Raw genomic sequence first — 17,729 nt, forward strand, 5'->3', positions numbered from 1 at the left:
ATCAACGCGTGAAACAAGGACCTCGGCCGGGTCCTCGGTGACGTAGACACCGAGCGTGGTGTCCTCGTCGTCGAAGGCGAAACAAGCGAGGATCGACGATCTCCGTAAGCAGAAAGAAAAGGGGAGGGGAGGGGAGGGAAACGGCCCGGCGGCCGCGTCCCTCCCCTCCCCCATCAGGTCCTGCTCAGTCCTTGTCCTTCTCCTTCGCCGCGACCGGCTTGCGGAGCTGGATGTTCAGCTCGCGCAGGCGGGACTCGTCCAGCTCGGTCGGGGCGCCCATCATCAGGTCCTGGGCGTTGCCGTTGAGCGGGAAGGCGATGGTCTCGCGGATGTTCGGCTCGTCCGCGAGGAGCATCACGATGCGGTCGACGCCCGGGGCGATGCCGCCGTGCGGCGGGGCGCCGAGGCGGAAGGCGCGGAGCATGCCCGCGAACTCGTGCTCGACGGTCTCGCGGTCGTAGCCGGCGATCTCGAACGCCTTGAGCATGACCTCGGGCTCGTGGTTCCGGATGGCGCCGGAGGACAGCTCGATGCCGTTGCAGACGATGTCGTACTGCCAGGCGAGGATGTCGAGCGGGTCCTTCTCCTCCAGGTCCTTCAGGCCGCCCTGGGGCATCGAGAAGGGGTTGTGGGAGAAGTCGATCTTGCCGGTGTCCTCGTCCTTCTCGTACATCGGGAAGTCGACGATCCAGCAGAACCGGAAGACGTCCTCCTCGAACTGGCCGGCGCGCTTGGCGGCCTCGACGCGGACGACGGACATGATCTTGGAGACCTCGTCGAACTCGCCCGCGCCGAAGAAGACGGCGTGGCCGGGGACGAGGGACAGACGCTCGGTGAGCGTCTTGACGTCGTTCTCGGTGAGGAACTTGGCGATCGGGCCGGTGAGGGCGCCGTCCTCGCCGACGCGGACCCAGGCCAGGCCCTTGGCGCCGTGCTGGACGGCGTAGTCGCCGAGGCCGTCGAAGAACTTCCGGGACTGGCCCGCGGTGTCCGGGACCGGCAGGGCACGGACGTGCTTGCCGGCGAACGCCTTGAACTCCGAGTCGGCGAAGACGTCGGAGATGTCGACCAGTTCCAGCTTGGCGCGCAGGTCCGGCTTGTCGTTGCCGTACTTCAGCATCGACTCGCGGAACGGGATGCGCGGGAACGGCGAGGTGACGTGGCGGCCGTTGCCGAACTCCTCGAAGAGCTCGGTCATCAGCTTCTCGATCGGCTGGAAGACGTCCTCCTGCTCGACGAACGACATCTCGACGTCGAGCTGGTAGAACTCGCCGGGCGAGCGGTCGGCGCGGGCGTCCTCGTCGCGGAAGCACGGCGCGATCTGGAAGTAGCGGTCGAAGCCGGAGATCATCAGCAGCTGCTTGAACTGCTGCGGGGCCTGCGGCAGGGCGTAGAACTTGCCCGGGTTCAGACGGGACGGGACGACGAAGTCGCGCGCGCCCTCGGGGGAGGTCGCGGTGAGGATCGGGGTCGCCATCTCGTTGAAGCCGAGGGCCACCATCTTGGCGCGGATCGCGGCGATGACGGCCGAGCGCAGCATGATGTTGCGGTGCATCCGCTCGCGGCGCAGGTCGAGGAAGCGGTACTCCAGGCGGCGCTCCTCGTTGACGCCGTCCTCGGTGTTGATCGTGAACGGCAGCGGGCCGGCCGCGCCCAGCACCTCGACCTCGGTGACCTCGATCTCGACCTCGCCGGTCGGGAGCTCCGGGTTGACGTTCTCGGCGCCGCGGGCGGAGACCTTGCCGTCGACGCGTACGACGGTCTCCTTGGTGAGCTTGGCCAGCGCCTCGTTGGCGGGGGTGCCGGGGCGGGCGACGAGCTGTACCAGACCGTAGTGGTCGCGCAGATCGATGAAGAGGATGCCGCCCAGGTCTCGGCGATTGTGCAGCCAGCCGCTCAGCCGGACGTCGGTGCCGACGTCAGAGGCGCGGAGCTCGCCGCAGGTGTGGGACCTGTACCGATGCATCGTCGTTCATCCAGTCTTCGCGGTTCGGGGTGGATTCAACCACCCAAGGCTACCGCCCGGCCCGCGTCGAATCATTGACATTGACATTTCAAGATCGACGCGGGGGCGGCGGAACGCCGCCCGGCGGGCCGTGAACGGGGCCGACGACCGCGAACGGATGACCGCGCCCGGCCCGCCGCGCCCCGCCCGCCCCGCGGAGTGACGCTCGGAACAGCCCTCGGCGGCCGTCCACGGTGGCGTCCACGGAGCAGATCTTCTTAAAGTGGGACAATGCGCACCGAGGATGTCCTGGCCGCGACCGCGACCGGTCTGTGGCGCTGGGACGACACAGCCCGGACCGTGACGCTCGACGCGGAGGCGGCCCGGCTGCTCGGGCTGCCCGCCGTGCCCGGCGTCCTCCGCGAGTCGGCGGTGCGCTCCCACTTCCACCCGGTCGACTGGAACGAGATCTACGGGGTGGTGAACCTCGCCCTGGCCGAGGGCACCCTCGCCGAGGCCCGGTTGCGGATCATGGATCCACAGGGCCGGGTGCTGCGCACGGTGCGCAGCCGTTCCAAGCCACTGCCGTCCGAGAATCCGGACGGCACCTCTTTTGTCCTGGTCGGCACCCTCCAGGAGGTCGTCGAGCCGCAGCCCGGCGCCGCCGGGGCCCATACGCCCATCACCGGGGACTGGCGCCGTTCCCGGGAGGCGTTCCTGCTGGACGCGGGCCGCGCGCTGGCCGAGGCCCGGTCCACCGAGGAGGTGTTGCGGGTCGCCGCCTCCCTGTCCATGCCGGGGTTCTCGCCGGACGGACTGGCGGTCTTCGGCATCGCGGGCGACCGGCTGACGATCACCGGGCACCACGGGCACAAGCCGGGCGACGAGCGCCCCTTCATCGGCATGCCGCTGGAGGCGGACTATCCGGCCGCCGAGGTCATACGGACGGGGCGGGCGATCTATCTGCCGTCCCCCGAGGAGTACCGCCGCCGCTTCCCGGACACCTGGCCGCTCGCCGACGTCTTCGGACGCCGGTCGTGGGCCTTTCTGCCGCTGACGGTGGCGGGGCGGACGATGGGCGCCTGGCTGGCGGCGTTCCGCCACCCGGTGGCGTTCTCCCCGGAGGAACGGTCGGTGCTGACGACGGTGGCGCGGATGCTCGCCCAGGCGCTGGCCCGTGCCGGGGTGGCGGAGACCGAGCGGGAGCTGTCGCTGGGCCTCCAGCGTTCGATGATGCCGTCCCTGGGGCCGGAGATCCCGGGGATGACGGTCGCCGCCCGCTATGTGCCGACCGGCGGCGGGCTCCAGGTCGGCGGCGACTGGTACGACATGATCCCGCTGCCCAACGGCCGTATCGCCCTGGTCATCGGTGACGTCCAGGGCCACGACGTGCGCGCCGCGGGGCTGATGGGGCAGCTGCGGATCGCCCTGCGCGCGTACGCCGCCGAGGGCCACCGGCCGGACGCGGTGCTCGCCCGCGCGTCCCGGTTCCTCTCCGGGCTCACCGACGCCTACGAGGACGGCGAGGAGACCGGTCCGCGCTTCGCGACCTGCCTGTACGCGGAGGCCGACCCGGAGAGCGGAACCCTCGACATCGCCCGGGCCGGCCATCCCGACCCCGTGGTGGTGGCGGCCGACGGGAGCGCGATGATCCGCCAGACCGAGGGCGGGCTGCCGCTCGGCGTCGAGTCGGACGCCGACTACCCGACGACCCGGCTCACCCTGGAGGCCGGCGAGACGATCATGCTCTGCACGGACGGGCTGATCGAGACCGGCGGCCACGACATGGCGACCGGCTGGCTGCGGCTGCGGCCGGTGCTGGAACACCAGACGGCCGACCTGGAGAAGCTCGCCGACGCCCTGGTGCAGGCCGTGCACGGGCCGACGTCGCACTACACGACGGGTCCGCTGGCGGACCGCCGGGAGGACGACATCGCCGTACTGCTGCTCCGGCGCGACGGGGGAATCCCGCGCGAGCCCGCGGTGCGGCGGGCCACCCTGCAGATCGCACAGGCCGAACCGGAGCAGATCTCGGTGGCCCGGCAGCAGCTGCGGGACCTGCTGTACGACTGGGCGGACCCGGAACAGGTCGACGCGGCGGTGCTGATGACCTCCGAGATGGCGACCAACGTCCTCGTCCACACCGACGGGGACGCGCTGCTGGTCGTCCGGGCGACGGGAGAGCCCGGCAGACGCCTGCTCCGGGTCGAGGTCGCCGACGGCAGCGACGAACTCCCGCACCGGCGGCGCCCCGGCGAGCTGGCCTCCAGCGGTCGGGGGCTGGTGCTGATGGAGATGCTCGCGGACGCGTGGGGGGTGGACCCGCAGGGCGTGGGAAAGGCGATCTGGTTCGAGCTGTACGAATCGGGGCCGGGCTCGGGCGCCGATACGGACGCGGATACGGCGACCGGTCCGGATCGCCCGCGGGACCTCGGCCCCCGGACGGCCCACCAGCCCCAGCCATCCGACCAGGCCTAACCAGACCCACCGGACCCGCTGAACCCACCGGACCTGCCGGACTCACCGGACCCACCAGGCCTGGCAGCCCCGCCTGCGCCGCCGGACCCACCAGGCCCGTTGGCCCCACCAGCCCCAGCAGACCCACCGCCCCCACCCGACCCCGCGCCCCCTGGCGTCCCCGGTGTCCCCGAAGTCCCCGCACCCCCCGGCTCCCCCGGACGCCCCCTTCGCAGTTCGCCGATGACGCCGAAGGCCGCCGCGCACAGCGGCACCGCGAGCAGCATGCCCAGCAGGCCCGCCACGCCGGCGCCCGCGGTGAGCGCGATCATGATCGTGGCCGGGTGCATCTGGACCGTACGGCTCTGGATCACCGGTTGCAGCACGTGCCCCTCCAGCACCTGCACGGCGAGCACCACCCCCAGCGCCCACAGCCCGATCACGAACCCCCGGTCGGCGACCGCCACCAGGATCGCGACCGTGCCGGAGATGAACGCGCCCAGATAGGGGATGTACGCGCCGACGAAGACCAGCGCGCCCAGCCCCACCGCGCCGGGGACGCGCAGGATCAGCAGGCCGGCGGTGATGCAGATCGCGTCGATCAGCGCGATGAACGTGGTGCCGCGCATGAAGCCCTCGACGGCCTCGAAGGCCCGTCGGCCCATGGCCTCGACCAGTTCCCCCGTACCGCGCGGGGCGGCCGAGTGGGCGAGGCCCGCGGCCCGGTCGGAGTCGCGGAGGAAGAAGAAGGTCAGCAGCAGGGCGAGGATGCCGGTGGCGATCAGCGAGCCGATCAGGCTGATCCCGGAGAGGAGCCCGCCCGCGGCGCTCGCGCCGAACTTCTCGACGATCTTCTGGGCGTTGGCGGCGAGATGGTCCACATTGGTGGTCTCGCTGATCCCGAGGTGGTCGACGGCCCACTGCCCGGCGCGCTTGAGCGAGCGGACGATCTGCTCGCCGCTGTCGACGAGCGCGGTGACGACGATGTACCCGGCGCCGCCGACCACCGCGACGAGCAGGGCACAGGTGAGTCCGGCGGCCAGCGAGCGGTTGACCCCGCGCGTCGAGAGCCACCGGTGGACCGGGCCGAGCAGGGCCGTGCCGAGCAGGGCCAGCAGCACGGGCGTGACCGCCGTCTTGAAGGCGACGCACAGCCAGACGGCGATCGCCGCGACCCCGGCGACAAGGAGCAGGACGCCGCACCAGGCGGCGGTGCGCCGCGCGCCGTCGGGCAGGAGGGGCTTTGGGGACTGCACCCTCCCACCCGATCACGGCGCGGCGTCCGTGTCGCGCGTGCGCGACCATACGGGTGACGGGACGTCACATGCCGTGGACGGCGGGCACCGTGCCGAGCCGGCCGGCCTGGAAGTCCTCGAAGGCCTGCCGCAGTTCGGCCTGGCTGTTCATCACGAACGGCCCGTAGTGCGCCATCGGCTCACGGATCGGACGGCCGCCGAGCAGCACGACCTCCAGGTCCGGGGCGTTGCCGTCCTGCTTCTCGTCCGCGCGGACGGTCAGCGAGGAGCCGGAGCCGAAGACCGCGGTCTGCCCCATGTGGACGGGGCGACGCTCCGCGCCGGCGCTGCCGCGCCCCGCCAGCACATACGCGAGTCCGTTGAAGTCCTCGCGCCACGGGAGGGTCACCTCGGCGCCGGGGCGGACGGTGGCGTGGATCATGGTGATCGGGGTGTGGGTGATGCCGGGGCCCTGGTGCCCGTCGAGCTCGCCGGCGATGACGCGGAGCAGCGCGCCGCCGTCCGGGGAGGCGAGGAGCTGGACCTGGCCGCCGCGGATGTCCTGGTAGCGCGGGTCCATCATCTTGTGCGACTTCGGCAGGTTCACCCACAGCTGGAGGCCGTGGAAGAGGCCGCCCGACATCACGAGGGACTCCGGCGGCGCCTCGATGTGCAGGAGGCCGGAACCGGCGGTCATCCACTGGGTGTCGCCGCTCTGGATGGTGCCGCCGCCGCCGTTGGAGTCCTGGTGCACGAAGCTGCCGTCGATCAGGTACGTGACGGTCTCGAAGCCCCGGTGCGGGTGCCAGGGGGTGCCCTTCGGCTCCCCGGCCGCGTACTCCACCTCGCCCATCTGGTCCATCATGATGAACGGGTCGAGGTACTTGTAGTTGATCCCGGCGAACGCGCGGCGAACCGGGAAGCCTTCGCCCTCGTACCCGCTCGGCGCCGTCGTGACGGCGAGCACGGGACGGGCCACGGCGTCACCGGACGCGGCGACCTTGGGCAGGGTCAGCGGGTTTTCGACGGTCACTGCGGGCATGGAAGCCACCTCCGGTTTGTCTGCCTCCAATTTAGTTGAACGGTGAACATCTCGCAAGGCGCCCCGCATTCCCGGGCCCGCAAACGGCGAGGAGCCCGTGCCCCGCCCGACCGCCACCGGTTGATCACCGGGGGCGTCCGAACGCGGCACGGGCTCCTCGCGGAAGCGCGGAAGCGCGCATCCGACCTCAGCCGTGCACTCCGACCTCAGCCGTACATGCGGCGCATCGCGTAGTCGACCATCTGCTCCACCGCCTTGGCGTCGAAGACCATGCGGTGGTCGCCCTCCATGTCGAGGACGAAGCCGTAGCCGGTCGGCAGCAGGTCGATCACCTCGGCGCCGGTGATCACGAAGTACTTGGACTCCTTGCCCGCGTACCGCCGCAGCTCCTTCAGCGTGGTGAACATCGGGATCACCGGCTGCTGCGTGTTGTGCAGCGCGAGGAAGCCCGGGTTGTCGCCGCGCGGGCAGTAGACCTTCGACGTCGCGAAGATCTGCTGGAAGTCCTCGGCGGAGAGCGAACCGGTCGTGAAGGCGCGCACCGCGTCCCGGAGGGACGGCGGAGAGGGCTCGGGATACAGCGGCTGCTCGCCGTAGCCGCCGCCCATCTGCTGCTGTGCGCCCGGATTCTGCTCGTAGCCGTACATGCCGCAAAGAGTAATCGGACACATCGCACGCTTGAGGGGTTGCGTCTTATTACTGACGGGTAGCATCATCGGAGAGGTCCGCTGATATGCGCACCGCCAGCTCGTCGCCCGCCCGGCCCGCACCCCCGCGTCCGGGGGCGTTAGCGTGCCACTGCTAGTGATTACGGAGCCTTCCATGGGGCACTACAAGTCGAATCTCCGCGACATCGAGTTCAACCTCTTCGAGGTGCTCGGGCGCGACAAGACGTACGGCGCCGGCCCGTTCGCCGAGATGGACGTCGAGACGGCGAAGAGCATCCTCGACGAGATCACCCGACTCGCGGAGAACGAGCTGGCCGAATCCTTCGCGGACGCCGACCGCAACCCGCCGGTCTTCGACCCGGAGACCAACACCGCGCCGGTCCCGGACACCTTCAAGAAGTCGTACCAGGCGTTCATGGACTCCGAGTACTGGCGCCTGGGGCTGCCCGAGGAGATCGGCGGCACCACCGCGCCGCGCTCCCTGGTCTGGTCGTACGCGGAGCTGCTGCTGGGCTCGAACCCGGCCGTCTGGATGTACTCCTCGGGCCCGGCGTTCGCCGGCGTCCTCTTCGAGGAGGGCAACGAGGCGCAGAAGGAGATCGCCCGGATCGCCGTCGAGAAGCAGTGGGGCTCGACGATGGTGCTGACCGAGCCGGACGCCGGTTCGGACGTCGGCGCGGGCCGCACCAAGGCCGTCGAGCAGGAGGACGGCTCCTGGCACATCGAGGGCGTGAAGCGCTTCATCACCTCGGGCGAGCACGACATGTCCGAGAACATCCTCCACTACGTGCTGGCCCGCCCCGAGGGCGCCGGCCCCGGCACCAAGGGCCTCTCGCTCTTCCTCGTCCCGAAGTTCCACTTCGACTGGGAGACCGGCGAGCTGGGCGAGCGCAACGGCGTCTACGCGACGAACGTCGAGCACAAGATGGGCCTCAAGGCGTCCAACACCTGCGAGATGACGTTCGGCGACCGGCACCCCGCCAAGGGCTGGCTGATCGGCGACAAGCACGACGGCATCCGCCAGATGTTCCGCATCATCGAGTTCGCCCGCATGATGGTCGGCACGAAGGCCATCGCCACCCTGTCGACGGGCTACCTGAACGCGCTGGAGTACGCCAAGGAGCGCGTCCAGGGCAGCGACCTCTCGCAATTCACGGACAAGACCGCGCCCAAGGTCACCATCACGCACCACCCCGACGTGCGCCGCTCGCTGATGACCCAGAAGGCGTACGCGGAGGGCATGCGCTCCCTCGTCCTCTACACCGCCTCCGTCCAGGACGCGATCCAGGAGAAGGAGGCCGCGGGCGAGGACGCCAAGGCGCTGCACGGCCTGAACGACCTGCTGCTCCCGATCGTGAAGGGCTACGGCTCCGAGAAGTCGTACGAGCAGCTGGCGCAGTCGCTCCAGACGTTCGGCGGCTCCGGGTACCTCCAGGAGTACCCGATCGAGCAGTACATCCGTGACTCCAAGATCGACACGCTGTACGAGGGCACGACGGCGATCCAGGGCCAGGACTTCTTCTTCCGGAAGATCGTCCGCGACCAGGGCGCCTCGCTGAACACCCTCTCCGAGGAGATCAAGAAGTTCCTCACCGACGCCCAGGGCGTCGAGGAGCTGTCCGGCGCGCTGAACTCGCTCGCCAAGGCGGCCGTGGACCTGGAGGCGATCGTCGGCACGATGATCACAGACCTCACCGCGACCGGCGAGGACGTCAAGAACATCTACAAGGTGGGCCTCAACACCACCCGCCTGCTGATGGCCTCCGGCGATGTCGTCGTCGGCTACCTGCTGCTCAAGGGCGCGGTCGTCGCCGCCGAGAAGCTGCCGACCGCGTCCGCGAAGGACGTCGCCTTCTACCAGGGCAAGATCGCCGCCGCGAAGTTCTTCGCCGCGAACGTCCTGCCCGGCGTCGCCACCGAGCGGGCCGTCGCGGAGTCCGTCGACGACTCGCTGATGGAGCTGGACGAGGCCGCGTTCTAGTCGGGCGTTCCCGTCTCATCGGGCGTTCCCGTCTCATCGGGCGTTGCCGTCTCATCGGGCGTTCTCCCAGGGGGACGTTCCGAGGAGTCCTGCCGAGACCGTCAACCGGCACCGCCACCCGTACGCGCTTTCGGGTGGCGGTGCCGTCGTATGGGCTGGGTACGCTGAGGGCACGGCCGAGAATCCCGTTCATGGGAGGAACCATGACCGCCGAGGCACTGCCCGACGCGTCGCGATCGCGGCGCGACGATTCCCCATGGCCGGTCCCGCCCGAGGACGGCTACACCGCGGACGACCTGTTCACGCTTCACGGCCTCCCGCCGCACACAGAGCTGATCGACGGGAGCCTGGTCTTCGTGAGTCCGCAACGGAAGTTCCACACGCTGGCGATGTATCTGCTGGAGCAGGGGCTGCGCGGTCACGTTCCCACGGACCTGCGTGTTCGCCGCGAGATGGCCGTCGTACTCGGCAAGCGCAACGTCCCGGAACCCGACCTCGTCGTGGTGACGGCCGAGGCGGACGGGGACCAGCGTCAGACCCGTTACCAGGCCGCCGACGTCCTGCTCGCCGTCGAGGTCGTCTCGCCCGATTCCGAGGCCCGCGACCGCGACACCAAGCCCCACAAGTACGCGGGGGCGGGCATCCCGAACTTCTGGCTCGTCGAGATGGCCGAGGACGACCGGCCCGTGGTCTGGACGTATCAGCTGGACCCCGTCGGCAAGCGGTACGTCTCCACCGGCGTCCACCACGACCGGCTGAAGCTCTCCACCCCGTACGACATCGACATCGACCTGACCGCCATCGACGAGCTGTAGAGCGTACGACGGGAGGGCGCGCGCCGACCGCCCGGCGCGGCGGAAGCCCTCCGGTGCGGCCTCGTTAAAGTGAGGAACATGAGTTCCTCCCTCCGCTTCGACCGCGGCCACACCGACGACCTGATGGCCTTCCTGATGGCCTCCCCCTCCCCGTACCACGCGGTGGCCACCGCGGCCGCGCGGCTGGAGGAGGCCGGGTTCCGGCAGGTCGAGGAGACCGCGGCCTGGGACAGCGCCCCCGGGGGGAAGTACGTGCTGCGCGGCGGCGCGATCGTCGCCTGGTACGTGCCGGAGGGCGCCGCGGCGCACACTCCGTTCCGGATCGTCGGGGCGCACACCGACTCCCCGAACCTGCGGGTGAAGCCGCTGCCCGACACCGGGGCGCATGGCTGGCGCCAGGTCGCCGTGGAGATCTACGGCGGGACGCTCCTCAACACCTGGCTCGACCGCGACCTCGGGCTCGCCGGCCGGATCTCGCTGCGCGACGGCACCCACCGGCTGGTGAACGTCGACCGGCCGCTGCTGCGCGTGCCGCAGCTGGCCGTGCACCTGGACCGCTCGGTCAACCCCGACGGGCTGAAGCTCGACCGGCAGACGCACATGCAGCCGGTCTGGGGGCTCGGGGACGTCGAGGAGGGCGAGCTGATCCGGTTCGTCGCCGAGGAGGCCGGGGCCGACGCCGAGGACGTCACCGGCTGGGACCTGATGGTGCACCCCGTCGAGCCGCCCGCCTACCTGGGCCGGGACCGCGAGCTGCTGGCCGGCCCGCGGATGGACAACCTGCTCTCGGTGCACGCGGCGACCGCCGCGCTCGCCGCCGTCGCCGGGCAGCCGGACGCCGAGCTCCCGTACATCCCGGTGATGGCGGCCTTCGACCACGAGGAGAACGGCTCCCAGTCCGACACCGGCGCCGAGGGGCCGCTGCTGGGGACGGTCCTGGAGCGCTCGGTGTTCGCCCGCGGCGGCGCGTACGAGGACCGCGCCCGGGCGTTCGCCGGGACGGTCTGCCTCTCCTCCGACACCGGGCACGCCGTCCACCCGAACTACGCCGAGCGCCACGACCCGACCCACCACCCGGTGGTCAACGGCGGCCCGATCCTCAAGGTGAACGTCAACATGCGGTACGCGACCGACGGCAGCGGCCGGGCCGTGTTCGCGGAGGCGTGCCGGAAGGCGGACGTGCCGTGGCAGACGTTCGTCTCCAACAACTCGATGCCGTGCGGCACCACCATCGGGCCGATCACCGCCGCCCGGCACGGCATCCAGACCGTGGACATCGGCGTCGCGATCCTGTCGATGCACAGCGCCCGCGAGCTGTGCGGCGCGGACGACCCGTACCTGCTGGCCAACGCGCTGTCGGCGTTCCTGGCGGGCTGAGCAAAGACCGGCGGTCGCCCGGGAGCCACCCGGAGGCGGTCCGGGGCCTGCCCGGGGAGCGGTCCGGGGCCTGCCCGGGGAGCGGTCCGGGGCCTGCCCGGGGAGCGGTCCGGGGCCTGCCCGGGGAGCGGTCCGGGGCCTGCCCGGGGAGCGGTCCGGGGCCGACCCGGAGGCGGTCCGGGGAGCGGTCCGGAGGCGGTCCAGCCGATGGGCTCCGACCGCCTCGCGGCCGGCCGGGAATCGCCGCTCCCGGCACCCCGGACCCCTCGATATTCTGGGACATCGCCAATGCCCCCACTCCGGGGCGCATCCTGCCCGGAAGGGGAGCCGCCCGTGGAGTTCCGGCTGCTCGGGACCGTCTCCGTCGAGACGCACACCGGACCGCTGCCGCTCGGACCCGCGAAGCGCCGCAGTCTGCTCGCCGCGCTGCTGCTGTCCGCCAACACCCCCGTCTCCATCGCCCGGCTGACGGACTCGCTGTGGGACGACACACCGCCGGCGCACGCCCGCGGCGTCATCCAGGGGCATGTGTCCCGGCTCCGCGCCCTCCTGATCGGGACGGACGCCGGGGCGTACGGGGTGGAGCTGGTCACGCTCGGCGACGCGTATCTGCTGCGGCTGCCGGAGACCCTGTTGGACGCGCAGCGGTTCGAGGATCTCCTGACGCTGGCACGGGAGCAGCGCGACCCGGCGGACTCGGTGCTGATGCTCAAGGAGGCCCTGTCCCTGTGGCAGGGGCCGGCGCTCACCGGGGCGTTCGCCAGTCCGCCGCTCCAGGCCGCCGCGCACTCGCTGGAGGAATCGCGGCTGGCGACGGTCGAGCAGCTGGCACGCGCCTACGCGGCACTGGGCGAGCACCACCGCGCCGCGGCGGTGCTGCGCGCGGAGGCGGTCGCGCATCCGATGCGGGAGTCGCTGGCCGCCGCGCTGATGACCGCGCTCTACCGGGCGGGCCGCCAGTCGGAGGCGCTGGACTGGTTCCACCGCACCAGGCGGCTGCTCGCCGAGGAGCTGGGCATCGACCCCGGGCACGAACTCGCCGACGCCTACGCGCTGATCCTGCGCGGCGGCCCCGCCCCGCAGCCCGCGGGCGACGCGCCCGGCGGCGCCGCCGCGCCGGCTCCCGGCGACGGCTCCCGGAACGGATCGGAACCGCCGACGGGCGGTGCCCGCGCGGCCGGGAGGACCGGGGCGGGGGCCGGGGCTGGTTCCGGCACCGGTACGGAGGGCAGGCCCCTCCCCGCCACCGCCGCCCCGCTCGCCGCCCCCGTCGCCTCCGCGGCCCCGCTCGTGTCCGTCGCCGCCCCCTCGGCCGACGCGCCGCACCCCGCCGATCTGCTGCCTCGCGCGCCCCGCGGCTTCCAGGGGCGGGCCGATGAGCTCGCCGCGCTCGGCCGGGCCGCGGCGGGCGAGGCGCCGGTCTGCCTGGTCACCGGACCGGCCGGGGTGGGCAAGACCGCGCTGGCCCTCCACTGGGCGCACCGCAACGCCGCCGCCTTCCCGGACGGACGGCTCTTCGCCGATCTGCGCGGGTTCAGCGACACGGGGGAGCCCGCGCCCATGGAGGTGCTGCGCGAGTTCCTGCTGGCGCTGGGCGTGGCCCCGCGCCGCGTCCCGGAGTCGGTGCCCGCCGCCGCCGCGCTGTTCCGGTCGCTGACCGACCGGCGCCGACTGCTCGTCGTCCTCGACAACGCCCGCGACTCCGCCGCCGTCAGGCCGCTGCTGCCGGGCGGCGCCGACTGCGTCACGCTGGTCACCAGCCGGAACCGGCTGGAGGGCCTCATCGCCTCGGACGCGGCCCGGCCCGTGCCCGTCGACGTCCTCGAACCACGGGACGGCACCGCCCTGCTGGCCGGGGTGCTCGGCGAGGAACGCGTCCACGCCGAACCGGTGGCCGCCCGTCGGCTCGCCGAACTCTGCGGCGGCCTCCCGCTCGCGCTGCGGGTGACCGCGGCCCGGCTGGCCGGCCGGCCGCGGTGGACGCTGGCCGGGCTGGCCGACGAACTGGCCGACGAGCGCAGCCGGTTGCGATACCTCGACGTGGACGACACCGGGGTGCCGGCCGCGCTGCGGCTGACCGTGCAGCAGCTGCCGCCGGACGCCGTCCATCAGTTCACCCGGCTCGGCCACCACCCGGGCAGCCACTTCGACCCGTACACGGCGGCCGCGCTCGCCGGCACGGACCCGGTCGCCGCCGGGGCGGCGCTGGAGCGGCTCGCCACCGCCCACCTCGTGACCGAGACGGCCCCCGGCCGCTGGGTGCTGCACGATCTGATACGCCTCTACGCCCGCGGGCTGGACCCCGCGTCCGGGGAGGAGGCGCTGCGCGGCGTCCTCGACCACTACATCGCCACCGCGCTGGCCGCCGCCGACACCGCCGAACCCGGCGGCGAACCCTGCTTCGTGCTGCCGGACGGCTTCCGCGCCCCGGCGGCCGTCCGCGACTTCACCGACCGGGCGGCGGCCATGCGCTGGCTGGCCGCCGAACGCGAGGACCTGGCCCTGGCCACCGTCGCGGCCCGGGCGGCCGGGCTCCACGACCGGGCCTGGCGCATCATCCTGCTCCAGTGGCCGCAGGTGGTGTGGCGGGTGCGGGACAACTGGTCGCCGCTGCTGGAACTGGCCCTGGACTCGGCCCGCGCCGGGAAGGACCCGTACGCCGAGTCGCGGGTGCTCAATCTGCTGGGCTGGGTGCTGACCGAGGAGGGCCGGACCACCGAGGCGGTCGCCCTGCTGGAGCGGTCGCCCGGGCTCGCCCGGGAGGCCGGCGACCGGCTCGGCGAGGCGACGGCGCTGATCAACCTGGCGGTGGTCCAGGCCGAGCAGGGCGCGCTCGACGTGGCCCTGGAGGGCTGCGCCGACGCCGTCGGACTGGCCCGCGAGGAGGCCGACCCGCACACGGAGATGCTCGCCCTCCAGCACCTCGCCCGGATGCAGCTCGCCGCGAACCGGCCGCGGGACGCCCTCGCGTCGGCCCGCGCGGCGCTCGACCTCGGCCCGGAGCACGAGGAGGCGGCCCGCCGGGTGCTGCTGCTGACCGTCAGCGGCGAGGCCCGGCTGGCGCTGGGCGACGAGGACGACGGAATCCGGCTGCTCGACCGGGCCGCCGGGGAGGCGGAGGAGGCCGGGTACGACGACGGCGCGGTCCGGGCCCTCGAAGCGCTGCTGCGGGTCACGGCCCGCCCGGAGTACCGCGCCCGCTACGAACAGGCGGTCAGGCGGCTCGCCGACGACACCACCTGAGAACGACGACAGCACCCGGGGACGCGGACGCCAGCGGCACGTCAGTGGGACGACAGCGAGACATGAGCGGCCGCCCCCAGACTCATGGACGTCAGCAGAACCGGGGGCGTCGCCACAGGTCCGGGCGTCCGCCTCCCCGCACACTCGGGGGATCATCCATGAGTACCTTCCGCAGCCGCTCCGCCGTCCTCGCCGCCGCCTCCACCGCCGTGCTCGCCCTGGCCCTGACCGCCTGCGGCGGCAGCGACGACACCGGCACGAAGTCCGCCGGCCCGGCGAACGACGCCGTGGCGGCCGCCTCGACGGACGCCACCCAGGCCGCCACCGACACGACGACCACCAGCACCGGCAAGACCGGCGGGGCCGCGCAGAACGCCGGAGCCACGAAGACGAGCACCTCCAAGGGCGGCGCGTCCACCGGCGGCGCCAAGGCGGGCGGCGACACCAGCGACAGCTACGCCTACAAGCACCCGTGCAAGAGCGGGGACCTGTCGGTGCGCGTGTACCCCCGCGAGGGCTCCGCCACCCAGCAGGTGATCGAGGTCAACAACACCGGCGCGAACTCCTGCGGCCTGAGCTACTTCCCGCAGGTCAGCCTGGGCGCCGCGAATGCCTCGGACCACAGCGCCGACATCAGGCCGGCCGTTCCCGGCGGCCTGGGCGGCGCGCCCGCGTACCCGGTCAAGCCCAAGACGGCCGCCATCGCGGTCATCGACCTCAACCCGAGCGGCGGGAACGGCCTGACCTGGATCAACGAGATGAACGTGCTCGCCGACGGCGACCACATGCCCAACGCGGAGACGCAGAACTTCGACCTCGGCCCCGATGTCAAGGTGCGCGACCCGAAGCTGGGCCTGTACCGCGGCACGGTCGCCGAAGCGGTGAGCTCCATGAAGCAGGCGGGCACCTCCTGACCCCGCCGGGCGGGCACCTCTTTACCCCGCCGGGCGGGCGCCTCCCGCCCCGCCGAGCCAGGAGCCAGGCCGTACGACGAGCCCCGCGGGACGCGGAGACCCTCCGCGTCCAAGGCCCCGTCCGAGGGTCCGCGTCCGGTGCTCCCCGTCGAGGGCTCCGCGTCGGGGCTGCGCGTGGCGGGATCCCCGTCCGGGGATCCGCGCGCCCGTCAGGTCTGGTCGTCCATCCCCGCCAGTACCAGCGGCAGCCTGGACGTTCCCTCCGCGGTCACGCGGACGGGCACGCCCCAGTCCTGCTGGTGGACATGGCACGCCGGATACTCGTTCGCCGGGTCGTCGTCGCAGGACGCCGCCATCGCGGACACATGCAGGACGCCCTCGGTGACGCCGTCGGCCAGCACCAGCTCGCGGAACAGGTCGGTGCCGGCGCCGGCGCCCTCCGCCAGCAGCTCGGGCGGGGTCGACGAGACCAGCAGCCGGGTCGACGGACCGTACCGGGTGTCCAGCTTCTGCCCGGTCGGCGCCTGGAAGACCACGTCGAGCCGGAGCCTGCCCGGGGCGATCTCGGTCGCCGCGCGCTGGGTGCGGTGCGCCCGGTCGGCCACCCGCAGCGCCTCCTCGGGCAGCCGCAGCCGGGTCAGCCGGTGCCGCGCGGACTCGACGACGACGAGATCGCCGTCGGCCGGCACGGCGTCGCTGGGCTCGCGCAGGTCCGTGGCCAGGGTGCTGACCTCGTCGCTCGCGGGGTCGTAGCGTCGCAGCGCGTGGTTGTACGTGTCGCAGACGGCGACCGAGCCGTCGGGCAGCGCGGTCACGCCCAGCGGGTGCTGGAACAGCGCCTGCCCGGCCGCGCCGTCGCGGTGCCCGAAGTCGAAGAGACCAGTGCCGACCGCCGTGCGCACGGCGAAGCCGGTGCCGTCGCCGTCGCCGTCGCGTTCGACGTACCGCAGCGCGGACGTCTCCGAGTCCGCGACCCACAGCCGCTCCCCGTCGGCCGAGACGGCGAGCCCGGACGGCTGGGCGAACCACGCCTCCTCGGCCGGACCGTCGACCAGCCCCTCGTTGGTGGTGCCCGCCGCGACCCGGACGGTGTCCGTCGCCGGGTCGTACGTCCACAGCTGGTGCACGCCCGCCATGGCGATCCACAGCCGGTCCGCGAACCAGGCGACGTCCCACGGCGAGGAGAGGTCGACCTCGCGGGCCGGGCCGCTCGTCGCCGCCCCCTGCCACCACTGGCGGCCGGTGCCGGCGAGGGTCGTGACCTCCCCGGTGGCCGGGTCGAGGGCCCGGATCGCGTGGTTCACGGTGTCCGCGACCGCGATCCGCCCGTCCGGCAGCGCGGCGAACCCCTGGGGTTCGGAGAACCGCGCCTCGCCGGGGCCGCCGTCGACGAATCCCCGCTCCCCCGTCCCGATGTGCCGACGGACCGTCTCCCCGTCGCCTTCGATCTCGACCAGCCGGTGCCGGGTGGTGTCGGACACCAGGTAGCCGCCGTCGGCCAGGGCCAGGATCTTGCCGGGGAACCGCAGATGCGTGGCGACCGGCTCCGGCGGGACATAGGGCCCATCGCCCCGGCGCAGGGTGCCCTTCGCCTCGTGCTCGGCCTCCAGCTCCTCGACCAGCTTCTCGATGGCGTGCGCATGGCCCTCGCCCGCGTGCTGGGCGACGACATAGCCCTCGGGGTCGATGACCACCAACGTGGGCCAGGCCCGCACGGCGTACTGCTTCCAGGTCGCCAGCTCCGGATCGTCGAGCACCGGGTGCTGGACCTCGTACCGCTCGACGGCGTCGACGACCGCCTGGTGCTCGGCCTCATGGACGAACTTCGGCGAGTGGACGCCGATGATCACGACGGTGTCGCGGTGCTTCTCCTCCAGCTCGCGCAGCTCATCGAGGACATGCAGACAGTTCACACAGCAGAAGGTCCAGAAATCCAGGACGACGATGCGTCCCCGCAGGTCGGTGAGGGTGTACTGCCGGTCCCCGGTGTTGAGCCAGCCGCCCTTGCCGATCAGCTCGGGGGCCCTGACGCGCGCACGTGTTGCCATGTGG

At 72.5% G+C, this 17,729-nt stretch carries 11 protein-coding genes; 6 read left to right on the top strand and 5 right to left on the bottom strand.

Annotated features, from left to right (window positions below):
- Window positions 1-184: 184 nt before the first annotated feature.
- On the bottom strand, window positions 185-1,966 hold the full coding sequence (gene aspS / locus WA762_RS07540) for an aspartate--tRNA ligase (RefSeq protein ID WP_335933978.1): 1,782 nt from the start codon (window positions 1,964-1,966) through the stop codon (window positions 185-187).
- Window positions 1,967-2,236: 270 nt separating this feature from the next.
- Between aspS and WA762_RS07545 the strand changes: the two genes are divergently transcribed.
- Window positions 2,237-4,423 (top strand): SpoIIE family protein phosphatase, encoded by a 2,187-nt coding sequence (locus WA762_RS07545; protein WP_335933979.1) that lies wholly within the window; start codon window positions 2,237-2,239, stop codon window positions 4,421-4,423.
- Here the strand turns inward: WA762_RS07545 and WA762_RS07550 are convergent.
- The 3 genes from WA762_RS07550 to WA762_RS07560 all read right to left on the bottom strand — a co-directional run bounded on the left by WA762_RS07550 (window position 4,420) and on the right by WA762_RS07560 (window position 7,326).
- The gene (locus WA762_RS07550) at window positions 4,420-5,658 is read right to left on the bottom strand and encodes an AI-2E family transporter (protein WP_335933980.1); all 1,239 of its coding nucleotides are present in this window, start codon (window positions 5,656-5,658) and stop codon (window positions 4,420-4,422) included. The two genes, WA762_RS07545 and WA762_RS07550, sit on opposite strands and share 4 nt — an antisense overlap.
- 64 nt (window positions 5,659-5,722) lie before the next feature.
- Entirely contained in the window at window positions 5,723-6,679 is a 957-nt protein-coding gene (locus WA762_RS07555) for a pirin family protein (protein ID WP_335933981.1), read from the bottom strand.
- A gap of 206 nt (window positions 6,680-6,885) precedes the next feature.
- Window positions 6,886-7,326 carry an SseB family protein gene (locus tag WA762_RS07560; protein WP_335933982.1) on the bottom strand — a complete coding sequence of 147 codons (441 nt, stop codon included), beginning with the start codon at window positions 7,324-7,326 and terminating at the stop codon, window positions 6,886-6,888.
- A 175-nt stretch (window positions 7,327-7,501) separates the two neighbouring features.
- On the opposite strand from WA762_RS07560, the gene WA762_RS07565 reads away from it, so the two are divergent.
- From WA762_RS07565 to WA762_RS07585, 5 genes are all read left to right on the top strand, one after another.
- Window positions 7,502-9,328, top strand: a complete 1,827-nt coding sequence (locus tag WA762_RS07565; protein WP_335933983.1) for an acyl-CoA dehydrogenase — start codon at window positions 7,502-7,504, stop codon at window positions 9,326-9,328.
- 191 nt (window positions 9,329-9,519) lie between these two features.
- Window positions 9,520-10,143, top strand: coding sequence for a Uma2 family endonuclease (locus tag WA762_RS07570; RefSeq protein WP_335933985.1), 624 nt, complete (start codon window positions 9,520-9,522; stop codon window positions 10,141-10,143).
- Window positions 10,144-10,221: 78 nt separating this feature from the next.
- Window positions 10,222-11,520, top strand: a complete 1,299-nt coding sequence (locus tag WA762_RS07575) for a M18 family aminopeptidase (protein ID WP_335933987.1) — start codon at window positions 10,222-10,224, stop codon at window positions 11,518-11,520.
- A 333-nt stretch (window positions 11,521-11,853) separates the two neighbouring features.
- Window positions 11,854-14,763, top strand: a complete 2,910-nt coding sequence (locus WA762_RS07580) for an AfsR/SARP family transcriptional regulator (RefSeq protein ID WP_335933989.1) — start codon at window positions 11,854-11,856, stop codon at window positions 14,761-14,763.
- A 158-nt stretch (window positions 14,764-14,921) separates the two neighbouring features.
- Window positions 14,922-15,677, top strand: a complete 756-nt coding sequence (locus WA762_RS07585; protein WP_335933991.1) for a DUF4232 domain-containing protein — start codon at window positions 14,922-14,924, stop codon at window positions 15,675-15,677.
- Window positions 15,678-15,886: 209 nt separating this feature from the next.
- Here the strand turns inward: WA762_RS07585 and WA762_RS07590 are convergent, their stop codons facing one another.
- The gene (locus tag WA762_RS07590) at window positions 15,887-17,725 is read right to left on the bottom strand and encodes an NHL domain-containing thioredoxin family protein (protein WP_335933992.1); all 1,839 of its coding nucleotides are present in this window, start codon (window positions 17,723-17,725) and stop codon (window positions 15,887-15,889) included.
- Window positions 17,726-17,729 lie beyond the last annotated feature (4 nt).

It is taken from the genome of Streptomyces tyrfis (assembly GCF_037034285.1).
In the GTDB taxonomy this organism is placed as follows: domain Bacteria; phylum Actinomycetota; class Actinomycetes; order Streptomycetales; family Streptomycetaceae; genus Streptomyces.